Origin of the sequence: Sphingomonas sabuli (genome assembly GCF_014352855.1) — a bacterium.
GTDB classification, from domain to species: Bacteria; Pseudomonadota; Alphaproteobacteria; order Sphingomonadales; family Sphingomonadaceae; genus Sphingomicrobium; species Sphingomicrobium sabuli.
Genome location: NZ_CP060697.1, coordinates 965,952 through 985,070, shown reverse-complemented (window position 1 = coordinate 985,070; position 19,119 = coordinate 965,952). Strand labels below are relative to the sequence as shown.

General features: G+C 65.8%; 19 protein-coding genes and 1 tRNA gene. 12 read left to right on the top strand and 8 right to left on the bottom strand.

Translation table 11 applies throughout. From position 1 onward, the window contains the following. Positions 1 to 43: 43 nt before the first annotated feature. Together H8M03_RS04945 and H8M03_RS04940 are read left to right on the top strand one after the other, a co-directional pair. On the top strand, positions 44 to 1,429 hold the full coding sequence (locus H8M03_RS04945; protein WP_187480627.1) for a M48 family metalloprotease: 1,386 nt from the start codon (positions 44 to 46) through the stop codon (positions 1,427 to 1,429). Then, complete coding sequence (locus H8M03_RS04940) at positions 1,429 to 2,145, top strand: DsbA family protein (protein ID WP_187480626.1); 717 nt, start codon at positions 1,429 to 1,431, stop codon at positions 2,143 to 2,145. The genes H8M03_RS04945 and H8M03_RS04940 overlap by 1 nt, the downstream gene beginning before the upstream one ends. A gap of 3 nt (positions 2,146 to 2,148) precedes the next feature. Here the strand turns inward: H8M03_RS04940 and H8M03_RS04935 are convergent, their stop codons facing one another. The 3 genes from H8M03_RS04935 to H8M03_RS04925 are packed head-to-tail and all read right to left on the bottom strand — an operon-like array spanning position 2,149 to position 4,370. Next, positions 2,149 to 2,622, bottom strand: coding sequence for a potassium channel family protein (locus H8M03_RS04935; protein ID WP_187480625.1), 474 nt, complete (start codon positions 2,620 to 2,622; stop codon positions 2,149 to 2,151). 57 nt (positions 2,623 to 2,679) lie between these two features. Further along, a complete protein-coding gene (locus tag H8M03_RS04930; protein WP_187480624.1) occupies positions 2,680 to 3,351 on the bottom strand; it encodes an RlmE family RNA methyltransferase in 672 nt (223 codons plus the stop codon). Further along, on the bottom strand, positions 3,348 to 4,370 hold the full coding sequence (locus tag H8M03_RS04925) for a Ppx/GppA phosphatase family protein (RefSeq protein ID WP_246449110.1): 1,023 nt from the start codon (positions 4,368 to 4,370) through the stop codon (positions 3,348 to 3,350). The genes H8M03_RS04930 and H8M03_RS04925 overlap by 4 nt, the downstream gene beginning before the upstream one ends. 222 nt (positions 4,371 to 4,592) lie before the next feature. On the opposite strand from H8M03_RS04925, the gene H8M03_RS04920 reads away from it, so the two are divergent. From H8M03_RS04920 to H8M03_RS04910, 3 genes are all read left to right on the top strand, one after another. Further along, positions 4,593 to 4,666 (top strand) — tRNA-Gln (locus tag H8M03_RS04920). A gap of 163 nt (positions 4,667 to 4,829) precedes the next feature. Then, on the top strand, positions 4,830 to 7,061 hold the full coding sequence (parC, locus tag H8M03_RS04915) for a DNA topoisomerase IV subunit A (RefSeq protein ID WP_187480622.1): 2,232 nt from the start codon (positions 4,830 to 4,832) through the stop codon (positions 7,059 to 7,061). Positions 7,062 to 7,155: 94 nt separating this feature from the next. After that, complete coding sequence (locus H8M03_RS04910; RefSeq protein WP_187480953.1) at positions 7,156 to 8,898, top strand: putative bifunctional diguanylate cyclase/phosphodiesterase; 1,743 nt, start codon at positions 7,156 to 7,158, stop codon at positions 8,896 to 8,898. A gap of 6 nt (positions 8,899 to 8,904) precedes the next feature. Here H8M03_RS04910 and H8M03_RS04905 read toward each other — a convergent pair whose 3' ends face one another. The 4 genes from H8M03_RS04905 to H8M03_RS04890 all read right to left on the bottom strand — a co-directional run bounded on the left by H8M03_RS04905 (position 8,905) and on the right by H8M03_RS04890 (position 11,836). Further along, positions 8,905 to 9,384 (bottom strand): DUF4402 domain-containing protein, encoded by a 480-nt coding sequence (locus tag H8M03_RS04905; RefSeq protein ID WP_187480621.1) that lies wholly within the window; start codon positions 9,382 to 9,384, stop codon positions 8,905 to 8,907. A gap of 117 nt (positions 9,385 to 9,501) precedes the next feature. Beyond that, complete coding sequence (locus H8M03_RS04900; RefSeq protein WP_246449108.1) at positions 9,502 to 10,647, bottom strand: CCA tRNA nucleotidyltransferase; 1,146 nt, start codon at positions 10,645 to 10,647, stop codon at positions 9,502 to 9,504. A gap of 35 nt (positions 10,648 to 10,682) precedes the next feature. Next, a complete protein-coding gene (locus H8M03_RS04895) occupies positions 10,683 to 11,270 on the bottom strand; it encodes a CoA pyrophosphatase (protein ID WP_187480619.1) in 588 nt (195 codons plus the stop codon). Then, entirely contained in the window at positions 11,267 to 11,836 is a 570-nt protein-coding gene (locus H8M03_RS04890; protein WP_187480618.1) for a DUF1285 domain-containing protein, read from the bottom strand. The genes H8M03_RS04895 and H8M03_RS04890 overlap by 4 nt, the downstream gene beginning before the upstream one ends. A gap of 44 nt (positions 11,837 to 11,880) precedes the next feature. Here H8M03_RS04890 and H8M03_RS04885 point away from each other — a divergent pair, with 44 nt between their 5' ends. The 7 genes from H8M03_RS04885 (at position 11,881) to glmU (ending at position 17,191) form a co-directional block, all read left to right on the top strand. Next, positions 11,881 to 12,606, top strand: a complete 726-nt coding sequence (locus H8M03_RS04885; RefSeq protein WP_187480617.1) for an SDR family oxidoreductase — start codon at positions 11,881 to 11,883, stop codon at positions 12,604 to 12,606. After that, positions 12,603 to 13,022, top strand: a complete 420-nt coding sequence (locus H8M03_RS04880) for a dihydroneopterin aldolase (protein ID WP_246449106.1) — start codon at positions 12,603 to 12,605, stop codon at positions 13,020 to 13,022. The genes H8M03_RS04885 and H8M03_RS04880 overlap by 4 nt, the downstream gene beginning before the upstream one ends. A gap of 182 nt (positions 13,023 to 13,204) precedes the next feature. Beyond that, on the top strand, positions 13,205 to 13,861 hold the full coding sequence (locus H8M03_RS04875) for an energy transducer TonB (protein WP_187480616.1): 657 nt from the start codon (positions 13,205 to 13,207) through the stop codon (positions 13,859 to 13,861). A gap of 32 nt (positions 13,862 to 13,893) precedes the next feature. Further along, positions 13,894 to 14,736, top strand: coding sequence for a MotA/TolQ/ExbB proton channel family protein (locus H8M03_RS04870; RefSeq protein ID WP_187480615.1), 843 nt, complete (start codon positions 13,894 to 13,896; stop codon positions 14,734 to 14,736). Between the two features lie 75 nt (positions 14,737 to 14,811). Continuing rightward, positions 14,812 to 15,300, top strand: coding sequence for an ExbD/TolR family protein (locus tag H8M03_RS04865; protein WP_187480614.1), 489 nt, complete (start codon positions 14,812 to 14,814; stop codon positions 15,298 to 15,300). A 12-nt stretch (positions 15,301 to 15,312) separates the two neighbouring features. After that, positions 15,313 to 15,741 (top strand): ExbD/TolR family protein, encoded by a 429-nt coding sequence (locus tag H8M03_RS04860; protein ID WP_187480613.1) that lies wholly within the window; start codon positions 15,313 to 15,315, stop codon positions 15,739 to 15,741. 97 nt (positions 15,742 to 15,838) lie between these two features. After that, positions 15,839 to 17,191 carry a bifunctional UDP-N-acetylglucosamine diphosphorylase/glucosamine-1-phosphate N-acetyltransferase GlmU gene (glmU, locus tag H8M03_RS04855; RefSeq protein WP_187480612.1) on the top strand — a complete coding sequence of 451 codons (1,353 nt, stop codon included), beginning with the start codon at positions 15,839 to 15,841 and terminating at the stop codon, positions 17,189 to 17,191. Here the strand turns inward: glmU and H8M03_RS04850 are convergent. Then, positions 17,188 to 19,053: a M61 family metallopeptidase gene (locus H8M03_RS04850; RefSeq protein WP_187480611.1), complete on the bottom strand. Its 1,866-nt coding sequence runs from the start codon at positions 19,051 to 19,053 to the stop codon at positions 17,188 to 17,190. The two genes, glmU and H8M03_RS04850, sit on opposite strands and share 4 nt — an antisense overlap. Positions 19,054 to 19,119 lie beyond the last annotated feature (66 nt).

The window sequence follows — 19,119 nt, the reverse complement described above, 5'->3', positions numbered from 1 at the left end:
CGGATAAATGCGGGGTTCAGCCAGTGCGTGTGAAGTCCGGGGCATGAGCATGCTCCTGTCCCGGCTCACCCGGCTGATGCTTGTCTTCGTCTTGCTGACGGTGTCGGTCGCCCGGCCGGCCGCGGCCGATGGCGGCCCGTCGATACTTCGCGATGCCGAGACCGAGGCGTTGTTCCGCGACCTCAGCAAGCCGCTGGTCCAGGCGGCGGGGCTCGACCCGGCCAACGTCAGGGTCGTCCTGCTCAACGATCCGGAGATCAACGCCTTCGTCGCCACCGGCCAGACGGTCTACATCCAGTCCGGCCTGCTCAATTCCGCCGATACAGTGGACGAGCTGCAGGGCGTAATCGCGCACGAACTCGGCCATGTTGCGGGCGGCCATGCTATCCGCATTCAGGACGGTGCCGGCGAAGCCACCGGCCTGACCATCGCCACCCTGATTCTCGGCGCCCTGGCCGTCGCCGCGGGCGCTGGCGAAGCGGGCATGGGCATCATGGCCGCGGGCCAGCAGGCCGCGCTGGGCAAGTTCCTCGCCTTCAGCCGCACGCAGGAAAGCAGCGCCGACGCCGCCGGCGCGAAATATCTGTCGGGCGCCGGGGTCAGCGGAAAGGGCATGCTCGATTTCTTCGGCAAGCTGCAGAATAACGAGTATCGCCTCGCCATCTATGCCGAGGACAGTTACGACCGCACCCACCCGCTGTCGGGCGAGCGTATCCAGAGCCTGGAAAACAAGCTCAAGGCCGATCCCGCGTGGAGCAAGCCGCCCAATCCCGACCTCGAACGGCGATTCCAGCGGATCAAGGCCAAGCTGCTTGGCTTCACCGATCCGAAGCGCGCGGTCGCCAAATATCCGGAAAGCGACCTGAGCGTTCCCGGTCATTACGCGCGGGCCTATGCTTACCATCTTGGCGCCTATCCGGAAAAAGCGCTGTCGGAAGCCAATGCGCTCCTCGCGACCGATGCCGACGACCCCTATTTCCTGGAGCTGAAGGGGCAGATATTGCTGGAAAGCGGGCGGCCGGAAGCGGCCATTGCGCCGCTGCGCGATGCCACCCGATTGTCCGACGACACGCCGCTGATCGCCTCGATGCTCGGCCACGCCCTGATCGCGACCGAAAAGCGCGACAATTTCCCGGAGGCCAAGCAGGTGCTCAAGGCCGCCATCGGCCGTGACAACCAGAATCCCTTCGCCTGGTACCAGATGGGCGTGATCTACGAGCGTGAAGGCGACATGGGCCGCGCCGCTCTGGCCACCGCGGAGCGCAATAATCTGGAGGGTAATCCGAAGCTCGCCTTTTCGAGCGCGCAGATGGCGCTGCGCAATATCCCGCAGGGCACGTCCGATTACCTGCGCGCGCAGGACATTGCGATGGTTTCCCGCGCCGAGCTCGCTAAGGACGACAAAAGGTATCGGGAAAAGAAACAGTAGTGAACGACACGCGAAGCGGCCCCGGGCACCTGACGTCCGCAATATTGGGCGGACTGGTGGGGGCGCTGCTGACGGCGGCGCTGCTGGTGCTGGTCGTTCCGCAATATCTGTCGGGCCGGATCGTTCGCAACGGCATCCTCGCCGATCCGCAAATCCTGGTCGATGCGGGCGAAGCGCTGCGCGACCGCCAATATGCGCCGCTTCTGGCCCAGCACCGCGCCGCGATCGAAACGCCGTTCGGTACGTCGTGGAAGGGGTCGAGCAAGCCCGACGTGACGCTGGTCGAATTCTACGATTACGCCTGCCCCTATTGCAAAGGCAGCAACGACGATCTGGAAAAGCTGATCCGCGAGGATCCCGGCGTCCGCGTCGTCTATCGCGAATTCCCGATTCTCGGCCCGCAGAGCGTGACCGCCGCGCGGTTGTCGCTGGCGGCATCGAAGGCCGGGCGCTTCACGCAGTTCCACGACACTTTGTGGGAAGCGGGCAAGCCGGGTCCCGAAACGCTTGCGGTCGCCAGCAAGGCGGCGGGCATTGATCCCAAGCCGCAGGAAAGCGCCGACGTCGAGGCCGAGCTGAAGAAGAATTTCGAGCTGGCCAGCGCGCTTGGCGCCACTGGAACGCCGCTGTTCATCATCGGCGACCGGGTGATCAACAGCGCGGTCGGCTACGACGAACTCAAGCGCGCCGTCGCCATGGCCCGCAAGGGCGAATAAGCCTCACGAGACTCCGGCATCGGGATGCAGGTCGGCGTGCAGCCGCCGAGCCGCCCGGGAAAAGCGCTGCATGGCGAGATACGTGTAGGACGTCGACCAGCCGATCAGCACCAGCCCGTTGAGCGATTCGATCGCGCAGACGATCCGGATCGGCCCCGCCGGGATGACGTCGCCGAAGCCCAGCGTGGTGTAGCTGACGGCCGAGAAATACATGTAGTCCATGACGGTGCCGTCCATCGCCCCGGTCAGCGTGCCGAGGCCGAAATGGCCGTGCATCAGGAAATAGGCGGCGCCGTAGAGCACGATTTCCGCGACATGCGCGAAGAAGATCGCGGCAAGCAGCCGGATCATGCCACGCCGGACGCTGGTGAATTGCTTCTCCACCGGCCAGCGGGTGGTCAGCACTTCGTAATGGATAAAAACGGTGCCGACGATCAGCGTCACCGAAATCAGCATCGCATAAATGTTCGCCAACATCGCACCCCCTCGCGATTCGTCGCCGCCAGCCTAACCGCTATGGCGGCGGGGCGATACTCACGCGGGCGGCGGGCCGCCTTTGAAGCCCTGCGCCACCACATACCATTCGGACGAGTCCTTGCGGCTGGCGGGCGGCTTGGCGTGCTTGACGGTGGTGAATTGCCGCTTGAGATCCGCGACCAGGTCGTTGTCCGCACCGCCGGCCAGGACCTTGGCAACGAAGGCGCCGCCCGGCCGCAGGATTTCGGCGGCGAACATCAATCCCGCCTCGACCAGTCCCATGGTGCGCAGATGATCGGTCTGCGGATGGCCGACGGTGTTGGCGGCCATGTCGGACAGGACAAGGTCGGCGGGTCCGCCCAGCGCCGCCTTCAGCTTTTCGGGCGCGCTGTCGTCCATGAAATCCATTTGCAGGATCTCGACGCCGTCGATCGGGTCGGTCGGCAACAGGTCGATGCCGACCACGTTGGCCTTCGGCACGCGGCGGCGGACCACCTGGCTCCATCCGCCCGGCGCAATGCCCAGGTCGACGATTGCCGTCGCGCCCTTAAGCAGGCCGAAGCGGTCGTCCAACTCCAGCAGCTTGTATGCCGCGCGGCTGCGGTAGTTTTCCGCCTTGGCCTTGCGCACGTACGGGTCGTTGAGCTGGCGCTGCAGCCAGCGGGTGGAGGAAGCGGTGCGGTTGCGCGCGGTCCGCACCCGCTGCCGCGGGCCGCGGGGGCCGGTCACAGCAAATATCCGTCTTTGGCCATCAGCGAGCGCAAGATGCCCTCGCGGATTCCGCGGTCGGCAACGCCCAGCTTGGTCGCCGGCCAGATTTCGATGATCGCTTCCAGGATCGCGCAGCCGGCGACGACCAGGTCGGCACGGTCGGCGCCGATGCAGGGCAAGGCGGCGCGTTCGGAAAAGGTCATTTCAGCGATCATCGTGCTGACCGACCGCATGGCGTCGATCGGCACGTGAAGGCCGTCGACCGCGCGCCGGTCGTAACTGGGCAGGGCAAGATGGACGCTGGCCAAGGTGGTGACCGTGCCGCTGGTGCCGAGCAGACGGATGCCGTCGCGGTCGCCGGGCAGCATGGCTTCGAATTGGTCGAATGACCGGCGCACACGCTCGCGCATGCGGCGGTAGGCGCGCACGCGATCCTCGCCTTCCAACGCTTCGCGTCCTTCGCTTTCGGTCAGCGAGACGACGCCCCACGGGGCGCTCCACCAGCTGCGGATCTTGGGCGTGCCGTCGACCTGGTCGATCAGCACCAGCTCGGTCGATCCGCCGCCGATGTCGAAGATCAGCGCCGGTCCGTCGCCCGGCTCCAGCAGCTTGTGGCAGCCGAGCATGGCCAACCGCGCTTCTTCGCCGGGCTCAATGATTTCCAGCACGATGCCGGTCTCGTCGCGCACTCGCTCGATGAATTTCCTGCCGTTGGCGGCGCGGCGGCAGGCCTCGGTCGCGACCGACCGGGCAAGCGAGACGTTGCGGCGGCGCAGCTTGTCGGCGCAGATGCTCAGCGCGCCCACCGCGCGGTCCATCGCGTCGTCGGACAGGCGGCCGGTCTGCGACAGGCCGTCTCCAAGCCGAACGATGCGCGAAAAAGCGTCGATGACGGTGAAGCTGCCGTCGTTGGGACGGGCAATCAGCAGCCGGCAATTGTTGGTGCCAAGGTCGAGCGCGCCATAGGTGTGGCGATGCCCGGGCGAGTGGAGGTGCCGCCCATCGGGCGGGCTCTGGAAAGCCGGGCCTTGCCGCATTTGCGGGCCCGGCGCGCTGGCGACATTCTGCGCCATCAAAAAAACGCCCGTTCTTGTAGCTGCACCGTCGGACGATACCGGCGGCTGACTTGCCACGACTGTAAGCCGGATTGTGACAAAAGCGCAAGAATGCGCGAATTTTTGGACTTTCCGGGGTCACCATCGCGCCGGTTGACCGATAGTGGCCGAATCCCTATTTCGCGCCCTCGCCGACAGCGGCGCTGCCCCGTCGTCTAATGGTAAGACTACGGACTCTGACTCCGTCAATTGAGGTTCGAATCCTCACGGGGCATCCAGCCATCCGGCACCGACACGCGCAAGTTCCTGATAGCGGACGGGCGTTATCGGCAACCTTCAGATCAAAAGCCGATGATTAGGGATCAGGGGTCGCGACGCCCCGGTGCGCCGCGGGGCATGGAAGCAGTGGCGAGCGCTCGCCGGGCTTGCTAGCGAGCGGCCATGGCCGACCACCCTACCGATTCCATTATCGAGACCCCGTTCGATGCGGCGCTGTCCGAGCGCTACCTTGTCTATGCGCTGTCGACGATCACCGCCCGTTCGCTGCCCGACGTCCGCGACGGGTTGAAGCCGGTGCACCGGCGGCTGCTGTGGGCGATGCGGCTGCTTCGGCTCGATCCCGCCGGCGCCTACAAGAAAAGCGCCCGTGTGGTCGGCGACGTCATCGGCAAATATCACCCGCACGGCGATCAGTCGGTGTACGACGCGATGGTCCGTCTCGCGCAGGATTTCGCGCTTCGCTATCCGCTGGTCGACGGGCAGGGCAATTTCGGCAACATCGACGGGGATAACGCCGCCGCCTACCGCTACACCGAGGCGCGGCTGACTGACGTCGCCATGGCGCTGATGGCCGGGCTCGACGAAGGAACGGTCGATTTTCGCGCCACCTACAATGGCGAGGAAGAAGAGCCGGAAGTCTTCCCCGGCCTGTTCCCCAACCTGCTCGCCAACGGCGCCAGCGGCATTGCCGTCGGCATGGCGACATCGATACCGCCGCACAACGTCGGCGAACTGGCCGACGCGGCCATGGCGCTGATCGACAACAGCCGGCTGGACGATCGCGACATCCTGCAAATGGTGCGCGGTCCCGACTTCCCGACCGGCGGGATCCTGGTCGACGACGCGGAAACGATCGAGCGCGCCTATGTCAGCGGCCGCGGCTCCTTCCGGTTGCGCGCGCGGATCGAAAAGGTGGTTGAAAAGGGCGGCGCCTGGCACCTGCTGGTCACCGAGATCCCGTACGGTGTGCAGAAGGGCAAGCTGATCGAGCAGATCGCTGCCCTGATCGCCGACAAGAAGCTGCCGATCCTGGCCGACGTCCGCGACGAGAGCGCGGAAGACCTGCGCGTGATCCTCGAACCGCGCAGCCGCACCGTGGACGCCGGCCTGCTGGAGGAAAGCCTGTACCGGCTGACCGAGCTGGAAACCCGCTTTCCGCTCAATCTCAACGTGCTCGACAAGGAGCGCACGCCCGGGGTGATGAGCCTCAAGGAGGCGCTGCTCGCTTGGCTCGAGTTCCAATTCACCGTGCTGGTCAATCGCTCGCTGCACCGGATCGGCAAGATCGACGACCGACTGGAACTGGTCGAAGGCTTTCTGATCGCCTTCCTTAACCTCGACCGGGTGATCGAGATCATCCGTACGCAGGATGAGCCCAAGCCGATCATGATCGCCGAGTTCGCGCTGACCGACCGGCAGGCCGAAGCCATCCTCAACATGCGGCTGCGGTCGTTGCGCAAGCTGGAGGAGATGGAGCTGCAGAAGGAGCGCGACGCGCTGCAGAAGGAGCGGGCCGAGCTCGACAAGCTGGTTGGCAGCCGCGAGCGGCAGAAGACGCGGCTCAAGCGCGACCTTGCCGCGATGAAGGACAAGTTCGGCGACGAGCGCCGCACCGGGCTTCGTCCCGAAGCGGTCAGCGCGCGGGGCGACATCGACTGGTCGGCGATGATCGAGAAGGAGCCGATCACCGTCATCCTGTCGCAGCGCGGCTGGATCCGGGCGATGAAGGGACATGTCGCGCTGGACGAGATCGACGCGCTGAAATGGCGCGAAGGCGACGGTCCGTACAAGCATTTCCACGCGCAGACGACGGACAAGCTGGCGCTGTTTGCCGATAACGGTCGGGTCTACACGCTGGCCGGCGACAAGCTGCCCGGCGGGCGCGGATTCGGCGAGCCGGTGCGCCTGCAAATCGACCTCGAGCCCGACGTGGAGATCGTCAACCTGCTGGTGTCGGCCCCTGGCAAGAAATTGTTGCTGGCATCGTCGGAGGGGCGCGGCTTCCTTGCTTCGGGCGAGGCCACGCTGGCCGAGACGCGCAAGGGCAAGCAGCTGGTCAACTTGAAGCCCGGCGCGAAACTGGCGGTGGTACGGCCCGTGCCGGCCGATGCCGATGCGGTCGCGGTCGTCGGCGAAAACCGCAAGCTGCTGGTCTTCGCCTTGTCCGACCTGCCGGAAATGTCGCGCGGGCAGGGCGTGCTGCTCCAGCGCTATCGCGACGGCGGACTGTCCGACGCGCTGGCCTTTTCCCTTGCCGACGGTCTTAGCTGGGGACTGGGTGGAGAGACCGGGCGGACGCGCACCGAAAGCGATCTCACGCCCTGGCGCGCGGCGCGCGGTGCGGCCGGACGGATGCCACCGATCGGCTTTCCGCGGAATAATCGTTTCAACTAAGGCACTTGCCTCGCCGAACCTGAGGCAGGTCAACCAGATGTTTGCGCGGTCGCCGGATACTTTGAATTAACCTGCCTCGTTCATAGCGGTGTCCATGCGAGCCGCAGAACAGCGCCGGGAGCCGACCTGGACGCGCACCAGCGCCGTGCCTGCGCTCGCGCCCAATGCGGACGCCATCGACAACCAGTTGCTGGCCGCGCTGCCGATCGCGGCGGCGATCTTCTCGCTGCAGGATGGCCGGTTGTGGGTTCACGGCGTCAACGTGAAGTTCTTCGAACTGGCCGGCTGTCACGGCAACGCGGCCGCCTTTGCCGACATGTTTCGGCATCATGCCCAGGGCCCCGGCGGCGCGTTCATTCGAAACTATCTGGAAGCAACGGACCAGGTCGACGACGAGCTCGACTTCATCGATGGCGAAGGCCCGCGCAAGCGCTTCCTGAAGATGAAACTTGCGCCGCTCCCGCTGCTCGCCTCGGGCAAACGCCGTTGCCTGGTCAGCGTCGTCGACCGCACTGCGGAGGTGCAGTCGGAACTCGCGCTGCGCTCGGAAATGCTGCGCGACAGCCTGACCGGCCTTCCCAATCGCCTTGCCTTTACCGAGGAAATCGAGCGGGCAAGTCTGGATGCCGCGTCCGATCGTCACCATGCGGTGCTGGTGGTAGACGTGCTGCGGTTCAGCCGGATCAACGAGAGCATGGGCAGCATCGCCGGCGACGAGCTGCTGATCACCTTCGCCCGGCGGCTGATGTCGGCGCTGCGCGGCGGCGACGTGCTGGCCCGCACCGGCGGTAACGAATTCGGCATATTGGTGTCGCTTCGGCGCGGGACCGAGGATGCGCTGACCGCCGCCGCGCGCATTCGCGATGTGATGTCGGAGCCGTTCCATCTGTCCGAGCTCGACATCCGCGTCGATTGCGCGATCGGTCTGGCGCTGATGAATGCCGAGCAGGATGCCGAGGAAATCTTCCGCAGCGCCCAGTTCGCGGTCAAGCAAGCCAAGCAGTCGGGCAAGCCGGAAGTCTACGAGCCCAAGGAGGCAAGCCTCGCGCGGCGCCGCTTCTCGATCGAAACCGAGCTTCGCCGGGCGCTGGACAAGGACCAGTTGACGCTTTGCTACCAGCCGCTGATCGACCTCAAGTCGGGCAGGGTGTCCGGGTTCGAGGCGCTGGCCCGCTGGACTCACCCCGACAGGGGAGAGATTTCTCCCGCAGAATTCATTCCCGTGGCCGAAGAATCCGGGCTCATCCTGCAACTCGGCCGGTGGGCCATGGACAAGGCTGCGCGCACCTTGGCCGGCTGGGACGAGGCCGCCGGCGAAGTGCTGCCCTGCTACGTTGGCGTGAACCTGTCGGCGATCCAGGTCGCCCGCGACAATATCGCCGAAGTCGTGGCCGACGCCCTGCGCTCCAGCGGGCTGACCGGCGACCGGCTGACGCTAGAATTGACCGAAAGTTCGATCGTCCAGGATCCGGCCCGCGCGACCCGAGTGTTCGAAGCGTTGAAGGCGCTCGATACGACGGTGGCGATGGACGATTTCGGCACCGGTTATTCCAGCCTTGCCTATCTGCAGCGCCTGCCGATCGACGTGCTCAAGATCGACAAGAGCTTTGTCAGCGGGATGATGACCGATCCCGACGCCGTCGCGATCGTTCGCGCGGTGCTTGGCCTTGCGGAGGCCCTGGGCATGTCGACGACCGCCGAGGGGATCGAGACGGTCGAGCTGGCGACGACTTTGGCCACGCTCGGCTGCGCCAGCGGGCAGGGCTATTATTTCGCACGGCCGCTGGAGCCTGGCGCGGCGCTGGAATATTTCACGACGCGCCGCCGGCCGGCCTGACCGGCCTTACTGATATTCCGCGGTGACGTTGAACGTCCCGACGTAGGTGCCCCCCGCCGTGGTCGAATCGATGGTGATCGATCCGCCGACCGGGAAATCGATCCCCTTGGACCCGCTGTTGGTGAAGGTGACGCTGGCCGGGGCGTCGGGGACCAGCGTCAGTTTTTTGCTCGCATTGGCTTGGTTGGTCAGGATCACGTTGGGCGCACGAATGATCGCCCGCTCGCCGTTGCTGCCGGAGATGTTGTAGCCGGCAACCGTGCGCGCACCGGTGCAGGTGGCTTGCGCGGGACAGGTGAAGGTGCCGGTACGGGTCAGCCGCACGACCGCTCCGGACCAAGTGCCCTGGCTGAGGATGATGGTGCCAAGGTCGAAGTTGCTGATCGATTTGAGCGACAGCGGCTTGATGACCTTGGCCTTGACCGTCGCGGTAATGCTCGCGGCGTGCGCCGGCGGCGCGGCTGCCAGGGCAGTCGCGAACGCCATTATCGCAATCGTCGCAAGGCGAAGCCCCACTGATTTGCCCCCGGTCGAGCAGCGCGCGGACTATCGTCACCGCGCAATTAACCATCAGGGAATAGGGGCAGCGGAGTTGAAGCGGAGTTAACGCGCGGCCGCGACGGCGTCGGTCACGATAGCATCGAGATCCGCGCCGTCCGGATAGCCGGCCGCGATCCAGCGGTCCTCGATCGCGCGCAGGGTGCGCGACACCATCGGACCTTCGGACACACCGCGCTTGATCAGCGCCCCGCCGCCCACCGGAAGGCGGGGAACCGGCCACGCCGCGACCGCCGCCGCGTCCGCGCTTCGATCCGCGAGCAGCAGCCGGTCGACGGCGCATTCGCTGCCGTCGCGATAGGCGGTTTCGCGCGGGTCGTCCGCGATCGCCGAGGAGGCCGCGCAGGCCAATCGCTTGCGGGCCTTGTTGGACAGCTTCAACCGGGCGGCGATGTCGGCGGCAACCGCCGGATCGCGGGGTAGCAGGGCGGACAGGCGGCGCAGCGGATCGCCGGGGCAAGCGGCGGCGCGTTCGGCCTCGATCAAGGCCTTGAGCGCCTGCCAGGCATCCGGCGCGATCTCGGGCAGAACGGGCTTCAGGATGGCCGCGTCCAGCATCACCTTCACCGTCGGCACAGGATCGTCGACCGACAGCAATTTCGTCAATTCGTCGGCGATGCGCTCGCGCGACAGGGCCATCAGGTCATTGGCCCGTTGCCGGCACGCGGCCAGCGCCGCCCCGTCCGGGTCGCCGCGGCCGAAACGGGCGTGGAAACGGAAGAATCGCAGGATTCGCAAATGGTCTTCGGCAATGCGCTCGAACGGATCGCCGATGAAGCGCAGGTGCCGCTGTTCCAGGTCGGCGATGCCATCGAAATAATCGAACACCTCGCCCGTGACCGGGTCGGCCATCAGCGCATTGATGGTGAAATCGCGGCGCGCCGCGTCCTCTTTCCAGTCGTCGGTGAAGGCGACCGTCGCCCGGCGGCCGAACGTTTCCACGTCACGGCGCAGGGTGGTGATCTCATACGGATGGCCGTCGCTGACGGCGGTGATCGTGCCATGTTCGATCCCCGTCGGCACCGCCTTCAGCCCCGCGGCCTGAAGCCGCTCGACCACCTCGTCCGGCAGCAGCCGGGTAGCAAGGTCGACATCGTTGACCGGCAGGCCGAGCAGGCCGTCGCGAACCGCTCCGCCAACGTAGCGGGTAAGCCCGTCCTTGGCGCCAAGCGCGGCCAGCAGCCGGCTCATCCCGCGACGCCGGCGCCAGTGCTTCGGGTCAAGCCTCAGCTCCACCGCAGCCGCCGCGACAGGTTGACCAGCATCGCCGCCGTCGCGCCCCAGATCTTTCGGCCTTCCCATTCGATCTGCCAGTAGCGGCGCTCGCGGCCCGCGAAAACCGCGCTTTGCCGCTGCTGGTTGGACGGGTCGAGGACGAAGGCGAGCGGCGCTTCGAACCAGTCCGCGACTTCGCGTTCGTGCGGGGCGAGCGGCAGGTCGGGCGGGATCACGGCAACCACGGGCGTGACGGCAAAGCCGGTGACGGTCAGGTAGGGGTCGACCGCCGCGATCACCTCCGCGCGGGCCGGATCGAGCCCGAGTTCTTCATCGGCTTCGCGCAGCGCCGCGGCGATGGCCTCCTCGCCGGGGTCGATGCGTCCGCCGGGGAAGGCGACCTGCCCGGCATGGGTGCGCATGTCGTCTCGGCGAACAGTCAGGATCAATCCGGGAGCAGGGCGGTCAGTGATGGCGACCAGCACTGCGGCGGGGGTCGCGCCGGCCGCCGGCAATTCGGCCAGGTCGCCGCTGATCGGCGGCGCTTCGGGCGCGACGGCAAGGCTGGCGCGGAGCCGGTCGACAAGTGGAGCGCTCATTGCTCATCCCCAAGCGGGAAGAAAATCCCGCAGCTCCAGATGCCGGGAGGGTGCGCGCCTTCTGCGAGCGCGAGCTCGGCCAGTTCGTAATAGACCGGACGCGTCAGCTCCGCCTCCAGCCCGTGCCGCACGACGACGCGCGGTGACGGCCCGGTTGGGCTGGGCACAACCGTCAGCGGATGGTCTGGCCCGACGATCAGCGCGTCGCCGCTATCCAGCGCGAGCCCGATTGTGCGGTCGCGCCCTTCGCCCTCGCTCGTCATCTCCACCGCCCTGAAGGCCGTACCGTCGACGGCGATGGTCAGCTTTTCGACCGGGGTCACAAGCACGTGGCTGCCGTCGGGCTCGCGCCGCAGGATGGTGGCAAAGAGACGCACCATCGCCACCCGCTCAATCGGCCGGCCATCGTGAAACCAGGTGCCGTCACGGGCGATGCGCATACCCGAATCCCCGCAGTGGGTCGGGTTCCAGCGGTCGACCGGCGGCAACTTGCGCTCCGCCACCAGCCGGCCGAGGTCGGCCAGGCTGATGCCTTGGAGATCGATGGGCGGGCGCGTTTCCGGCATGGCGCTGGATTGCGTTGGTTCGCGGGCAATGACAACTAGCAGCGATGGATGAAGGCCGAACCGCGATCGTTACCGGTGCCGGGAAGCGCATCGGCGAAGCACTTGCGCACCGGCTATCGGGTCAGGGTTGGACCGTGATCGCCAACGTCCGGCCGGGCAGCTCCGCGCCAGCGGGGGCGCGCGCCGCGCCAGCCGATCTCGGCACGCCTGATTGCGCGGAGCGAATCTTCGCAGCGTGCGACGGCCTCCCGCCTGTCCGGCTGCTCATCAACAACGGTGCGCGATTTGCATGGGATACGCTGGGCGAATTCAGTGCCGCGGAGTTCGACGCACACATGCACGTCAACGTTCGCGCGCCATTGCTGCTGACCGAGGCGCTGGCGGCTCGTCACGGCGACGGCGATGCGCTGGTGGTCAATATCCTCGACGCCAAGCTGCAGGCGCCAAATCCCGACTTCCTCAGCTATACTGTATCCAAGCAGGCGCTTGCCGGCGCTACCGAACTGGCGGCGCGGGCGCTGGCTGGGAAAGGCATCCGCGTCAATGCGATCGCGCCTGCGCTGATGCTCCGGTCCAATGGGCAGAGCGAACAGAATTACCGCGCGATGCATGCCGCCAATCCGCTTGGTCGCGGAGTCGTGGTCGACGACATTTTCGCGGCGCTCGATTACCTGCTTGCTGCGCGCAGTGTCACCGGCGAAGTGCTGACCATCGACGGTGGCCAGCGCTTCGCCCCGCCGCAGCGCGACGTCCAATTCCTGGAGGCATGATGGATACGCCCAAGCTCGACGGCCTCGTGCCCGATGCCCTGCGTCCGCGAAGCGCCAAAATCCTGCTCGATGCGCTGGAAGTGATGGCGGATATCGGCTTCCACGACTTCGAGGTTGGCACGCCGCAGAGGTTGCTGATCACGGTCGAAGTCTGGTTGCAGAACGTCGCCGCGCCGGGCGGCGACGATCCTTCGCTGGCGTGGGATTACGACTATGTCCGAAAGCAGGTACTGGAGATTTCAGGCAGCCGTCGCTGGAACCTGCAGGAGACGCTGGCGGAGGCGATTTACACCCGGCTCGCCGCCATGCACGGCGTTAGGCATTTGCGTATAACGACATCTAAACCGGACATTTACGCCGACGCCCGCGGGGTCGGAGTCGAATTCGCCTCGTTCACGGGGTGCGCGCCCAACTGACGCTCCGTCATTTTGACCGTGGAACAAAACCGCTTGCACCGCACTTCTTGCACCAATAAGGAAACGCGCTCTGTGCCATGTAACTTTGATACATGGTGTGGTTCCTTATCTGGTTCTAGGGCTCAATGGGGAGGCCCGGCCGCCCGTGGAGTTCACGGCGTCTCGAGGAGAATATTGGGTTAATGGCTTACGCCCAGAAGAAGCAGCTCAGCGGTAACCGAACGCTCGCGATCATCATCGTCGCGCTGCTTCAGTTCGTGCTCGGCTACGCGATCGTCACCGGTCTCGCCTATAACGTAATCAAGAAGGCTGCGGAGGACCTCAAAACCTTCGACGTCGAGGAAGAGCCGCCGCCCCCCGAGGAAGAGCCGCCGCCCCCGCCGCCTGACCAGCCGCAGCAGCCGCCGCCCGTTGTCACGCCGCCGCCGATCGTGCGCACGAACGTGACGCCGCCGCCGGTCATCCAGCAGGTTCGCGAAGCGCCGCCGGTGGTCATCACACCGACCGCGCCGCCGGCTCCGCCGGCACCGCCGCCGCCGCCGCGCAAGGCTCAGAGCGCTGCTCCGGCTCGCGGTGACGTCCGCAACCTGTTTTCCGGTGTCGATTATTCGCAGGAAGCCGGTACCGAAGCGGAAGGCACGGCGGTTGCCCGGCTGACCATCGGCACCAGCGGTCGTGTGGACAATTGCAGCGTCGTCCAGTCTACGGGCGACAGCCGGCTCGACCGTTACGTCTGCCGTGTTCTTACGCGGGCGAGGTTCACTCCGGCCAAGGATAGCAACGGCAATCCGACCGGGGATTCTTACACTACACCGCGCATCACCTTCAAACTTCAGTGATACGAAAAGATTAGCAGAGGAAAGTAGACGTTATGGCATTTCTTCAACTCACGGCCGCAGCGGCAGCTGCCCCCGGCGAAAACCCTTACGGCCTTTTGCCTGCGCTTCAGCAGGGCGGTGTGATCGCATGGACGGTTTTCGTCATCCTCGTCGGCATGTCGATCATGTCCTTCTACATTCTGTTCACCAAGCTGATGCAGCAGCAAAAGATCATCTCGCAGGGCCGCAAGGTTCGTTCGAGCTTCTGGAATTCGCCGAACCTTCGCGATGCGTCGAAGAAGCTTGACGACAAGAGCGCCTATCGCGCGATCGTCGATGATGCGCTCGTCGCGCAGGACCAGCACGGCAAGCTGACCGACCCGGTCGACCAGCATGACTGGATGGCCAACAGCCTGGCCCGCAGCCAGGGTGCGATCGGCAACCGTCTTGGCGAAGGCCTCGCCTTCCTCGCGACCGTCGGTTCGACCGCGCCGTTCATCGGCCTGTTCGGTACCGTCATCGGCATCTACCGCGCGCTCATCAAGATCGGTGCGGCCGGCCAGGCGTCGATCGACGCGGTCGCCGGTCCGGTCGGTGAAGCGCTGATCATGACCGCTCTCGGTCTGGTCGTCGCGGTTCCCGCCGTGCTTGCGTACAACTGGCTGATCCGCCGCAACAAGTCGATCATGGAAGATCTCGCGGCCTTCACGAACGACCTGCACGGCTACCTGATGTCGAACGGCGCCGTGAAGCCGGTGTTCGCGTCCGAAACCCGCAATGCCACCACCGCCGCCACGACGTCGCGCAATGCGTCGACGACGACGGCCGGCAACCCGGGCGGCCGTCAGCCGGTTCGTCCGGGTGCGACGCAGACCGGCACCGAGCCGAGCGCGTAACTGTCGAATGGCCGGACCGGCATCTGTCGGTCCGGCCTATTACGAAGCCCGAGTTAGAATGAAGGCGCATTACCGATGGCAATGAGCGTAGGACCTGCAGACGGCGACGAAGACGCGATTTCCGACATCAACGTCATCCCCTTGGCTGACACGATGCTGGTTATGCTGATCATCTTCCTCGTCACCGTGCCGGTCATCTTGCAGACGGTGCCGGTCAAGCTGCCGAACGTGCGGTACGAAGCGACCACGACCAAGCCGGAAAACGTCAACCTTTCGGTCCGCGGAGACGGGGCCGGCGGGTGCGAGGTCTACTGGAATCTGACCAAGGTCAATTCGGACGAACTGCTCGAACGGGGCGTCAAGAAGCTCGAGGACCAGATCGCCAAGGTTGGCGGTGCCGAAAACCTGACCGACGAGACGATGCCCGAAGCGCACATCCGCGGCGACGTCACCACGCCGTGGAAATGTGTTGGCGGCGCGATTTTCGCCATGCAGCGTGCGGGCTTCGCGCGGATCGGCTTTATTTCGGAGCCGCCGCCGCAGGCCGGCTACCGGGCCAACTAGGAGTTACCTTCGATGGCAATGCAAGCCCAGAGCGACAACCGCGAAGGTGAACCGATGAACGACATGAACGTCGTTCCGTTGATCGACGTTCTGCTCGTTCTCCTGATCATGTTCATCATCACCATCCCGGTGCAGACTCATGCCGTGAAGCTCGATCTTCCGCAGGATTCGACGGCTCCGCCGCCGCCGGTCCTGCCGACCAAGAACAAGATCGTCATCACGGCCGACAACCAGATTCTGTGGAACGGTGCCCCTGTGTCGCCTGACCAGCTTCGCCTCTATCTCGATGCGACGCAGCAGATCGACCCGACGCCCGAACTCCACCTCCAGCCCGAGCCGAATGCGCGCTACGAGCTGGTCGACCAGGTGCTCGCGGTGACCAAGAAGGCCCGTGTCGAAAAGATGGGCTTCGTCGGTAACGAGCAGTACAGCACCTTCTAGAACGACCTGACTTTCCTCTCTTAAAGGGCGGCCGCGTGGCCGCCCTTTTTCGTTGCACTGGCGCCGGGCGTCAGCCCATGCCATCTCGCGAGGCACGATGAGCAAGACCCCAAACTTTTCCGCCGTCATCCTTGCCGCCGGGCAGGGCACGCGCATGCGGTCCGATATGCACAAGGTGCTGCACCCGATCGCGTCGCGGCCGATGCTTCTCCACCTGCTGGACTCGCTCGACGGCATGGGCGCGGAACGCCGCGTCGTCGTCGTCGGCAAGGGCCGCGACCAGGTTGAGGCAGCGTTGGCGGCAAGCGATGTCACCATCGCGCACCAGGCCGAGCAGAAGGGCACCGGCCACGCCGTCCTGCAAGCGCAGGCGGTGCTCGACGGCTATTCCGGCGCGGTGCTCGTGCTCTATGCCGACACGCCGTTCGTCGAGGCGGCAACGCTTGCCCGGATGCTTGAGCGGCTGGATGGCGCCGATGCCCCCGGGGTGGTGGTGCTGGCGTCGGAGCCGGCCGATCCCGGCGCCTACGGCCGCATCGTCCTGGGCGAGGGCGACCGCATCGAAAAGATGGTCGAATTCCGCGATGCCACGCCCGAAGAACGGGCGGTGCGCCTGTGCAATTCGGGCATGATGGCCGTGCGCGCGCCCGACTTGTTCCGCTGGCTTGGACAGGTCGGCAACGACAATGCGGCGGGCGAATATTATCTGCCGGATATCGTCAACATCGCCGCGGCCGAAGGACGCGACGCCGTGGTCATCACCGGCGACCCGTACGAAACGGCGGGCGTCAACAGCCGTGCCGAACTCGCGCACCTCGAGCTCGAATGGCAGCGCCGCCGGCGCGAACAGGTGCTCGACGAAGGGGCGACCCTGATCGACCCGGAAAGCGTATGGTTCGCGTATGACACGCGGCTCGGCCGCGACGTCACCGTGGAACCGCACGTCGTCTTCGGTCCCGAAGTGGTGGTCGCCGATGGCGCGACGATCAAGGCGTTCAGCCATATCGAAGGGGCACGGATCGGCGCGCGTGCGGTGATCGGCCCGTTCGCCCGCATCCGCCCCGGCACGGTGCTTGGCGACAAGACCAAGGTCGGCAATTTCGTCGAGCTGAAAAAGGCCCAGGTCGCCGACGGCGCCAAGGTCAATCACCTGTCCTACATCGGTGACGCAATCGTGGGGAAGGGCGCCAACATCGGCGCCGGCACGATCACCTGCAATTACGACGGCTTCGGCAAGTATCGGACGATCATCGGGGATGGGGCCTTCATTGGCTCCAACACCGCACTGGTTGCGCCGGTCACGGTCGGCGACGGTGCTATCGTCGGCGCCGGATCGGTGATCACCAGCGATGTCGATGCGGACAGCCTCGCGCTCGAGCGCAACGCGCAGAAGGGGATTGCCGGCTGGGCCGCGCGCTTCCGCGAAAGCAAGACCGGCAAGCCGGACTAGGTCGCCGGTTTTTCCTGCGGCGGCAGCATTGATCCTTCGTCGCCCAGCCACGCCTGGCGGAACGCCAACTGCTGCGCCGACGGAGTTTTGCCAATGGTTTCGTCGCGGACGATTTCGAGCGTGGGATCGGCGGCCGGCGTCACCATCACTGTTCGCGTCTTGCCCAGCGATTCAACCGTCATCGCGACGGGCTGGCCCGGCTTCATGGCCGCGGCCGCTTTGCTCCACGCCGCCTGCGTCGCCATGGGCTTGCCCGCGACGGCCGTGATGCGATCGTTGGCGCCGATCTCCGCCACGTAAAGCGGGCTGCCCGGCTCGGGGTTGTCGCGGACGACCACCGCGCCTTTGTCCGCAGTCAGGGCGGCACCAGCCAGATATGGCTTTTCGGGATGGGCGGGGCGAAGCGTCAGGCCGGCCTGCGCCAGTAACGGAGCGAAATCGGGCAAAGCGGAGCCGTCGATCGATTCGCGGAAAAAGGTGTCGGCAAATGCTGGGTCGCGACTGGCCGTTCCCAGAGCAAGGCGCAGGTCGTCGATCGTATAGGGCCGCTCCGGCGCGCCGTGGGACCTCCACAGCAGGCGCATCATGTCGTCGAGCGTCGCCTGGCCGCGCTGGCGCAGCGTCAGGTCGAGCGCGAGCGCGATGGTCGCGCCATAGGGATAGTAAGAGGTGAAGATTGAGCGGTTGACAGGATCGATCGCGGTCGCCGCATCGACGAACGGCGCGCGCAGGCTCATTTCCCGCGGCGACCCGTACCGGCGGCCCGGCCAGGTGGTGACATAGGTCAGCGTCTCGCCAAGGTCCTTCAGGTACCGGTCGACGCCCGACACGCCGGCCCGGCGCATCAGCAAGGGGCCGTAGTAATTGGTAAAGCCCTCCGCGAACCACAAAGTCGGCGCCGGATTGGCGCGGGTGAAGTCGAACGGCTCCAGCTCGGCCGGGCGTAGCCGCTCGACGTTCCACGCATGGAACAGCTCGTGCGACAAGGTGTCGATCTGTTCGAATTTGCCGTCCGCCAGCGACTGCGTGCCGACGATGTAGGTGGAATTGCGATGCTCCATGCCGTCGCCGCTGGCATACGGCTGGTAATCGGCAAGGAAGGTGTAGGTGCCGCCGTCATAATTGGGAATGTCGTTCCACAATGCGACATGCGCACGATAGATGCGCTCCGCCATCGCCGCATAGCGGTCGAGATCCGCATCGCTGTCCGCGCTATGCACCATTAGCCGAATGACGGAATTGCGCCCCGGCTCCGACGCGGCCCAGCGACGTTCGCGCAGCGGCGCGATCTCGATCGGGCTGTCCATGAAATATTGCAGGTCGCGCGCGTGCCAGCTGCCTTCGCGGCCCGGAATCAGCTGCGTCGCGACGCTCCACGCCGGGTCGGGCGTGGCGATCGATAATGCTACCGGCCGGTTCGCCAGCGCGGGCGCAAAAGCGAATGTCGCTGGGATGTTGAGATGGGCGTGCGCGGAATTCACTTGGGAATAGGTGCCGTCGCCCCGGTTCGCGAACAGGGTGTAGCGAAAGCGGACGGTGCCGTCGTGCCCCTCGACCGTCCAGCCATAAGGGTCGGTGCGGACGATCCGAAGGGGCCGGCCGGCGCCATCGGCAGCGCTGACCGAATAGACGTTCTTGGCGAATTCATGGATCGCGTAGCGACCGGGCGAGGACCGCGCCATCTGGATCCGAAGCGGGCCCGGCGGCAGCCGGGTGAAGGTGGCGGCAATGTCGGCTTCATGATGCGCGCGGTTGGGAAAGGCGATGGCATAATTGACCCTGCCATCGTCGCTGACGGGCTGCGCCGCGGCTGGCACGGCCAGAATGAGCGCGACGGCAGCCGGAATGTGACGGAAACGCATTCGTCCTCCTCCCCTTGCATCGCATAAGACGCTAGACCGGGCGCCGTGACCTGTCCACGAGTGCGG

Bases quoted from the DNA above. Each gene is read 5' to 3' on its own strand.
- H8M03_RS04945 (WP_187480627.1), top strand. From the start codon at position 44: ATGAGCATGCTCCTGTCCCGGCTCACCCGGCTGATGCTTGTCTTCGTC.
- H8M03_RS04935 (WP_187480625.1), bottom strand. From the start codon at position 2,622: ATGTTGGCGAACATTTATGCGATGCTGATTTCGGTGACGCTGATCGTC.
- H8M03_RS04925 (WP_246449110.1), bottom strand. From the start codon at position 4,370: ATGCGGCAAGGCCCGGCTTTCCAGAGCCCGCCCGATGGGCGGCACCTC.
- parC (WP_187480622.1), top strand. From the start codon at position 4,830: ATGGCCGACCACCCTACCGATTCCATTATCGAGACCCCGTTCGATGCG.
- H8M03_RS04910 (WP_187480953.1), top strand. From the start codon at position 7,156: ATGCGAGCCGCAGAACAGCGCCGGGAGCCGACCTGGACGCGCACCAGC.
- H8M03_RS04905 (WP_187480621.1), bottom strand. From the start codon at position 9,384: ATGGCGTTCGCGACTGCCCTGGCAGCCGCGCCGCCGGCGCACGCCGCG.
- H8M03_RS04900 (WP_246449108.1), bottom strand. From the start codon at position 10,647: ATGAGCCGGCTGCTGGCCGCGCTTGGCGCCAAGGACGGGCTTACCCGC.
- H8M03_RS04895 (WP_187480619.1), bottom strand. From the start codon at position 11,270: ATGAGCGCTCCACTTGTCGACCGGCTCCGCGCCAGCCTTGCCGTCGCG.
- H8M03_RS04890 (WP_187480618.1), bottom strand. From the start codon at position 11,836: ATGCCGGAAACGCGCCCGCCCATCGATCTCCAAGGCATCAGCCTGGCC.
- H8M03_RS04885 (WP_187480617.1), top strand. From the start codon at position 11,881: ATGGATGAAGGCCGAACCGCGATCGTTACCGGTGCCGGGAAGCGCATC.
- H8M03_RS04880 (WP_246449106.1), top strand. From the start codon at position 12,603: ATGATGGATACGCCCAAGCTCGACGGCCTCGTGCCCGATGCCCTGCGT.
- H8M03_RS04875 (WP_187480616.1), top strand. From the start codon at position 13,205: ATGGCTTACGCCCAGAAGAAGCAGCTCAGCGGTAACCGAACGCTCGCG.
- H8M03_RS04870 (WP_187480615.1), top strand. From the start codon at position 13,894: ATGGCATTTCTTCAACTCACGGCCGCAGCGGCAGCTGCCCCCGGCGAA.
- H8M03_RS04865 (WP_187480614.1), top strand. From the start codon at position 14,812: ATGGCAATGAGCGTAGGACCTGCAGACGGCGACGAAGACGCGATTTCC.
- H8M03_RS04860 (WP_187480613.1), top strand. From the start codon at position 15,313: ATGGCAATGCAAGCCCAGAGCGACAACCGCGAAGGTGAACCGATGAAC.
- glmU (WP_187480612.1), top strand. From the start codon at position 15,839: ATGAGCAAGACCCCAAACTTTTCCGCCGTCATCCTTGCCGCCGGGCAG.
- H8M03_RS04850 (WP_187480611.1), bottom strand. From the start codon at position 19,053: ATGCGTTTCCGTCACATTCCGGCTGCCGTCGCGCTCATTCTGGCCGTG.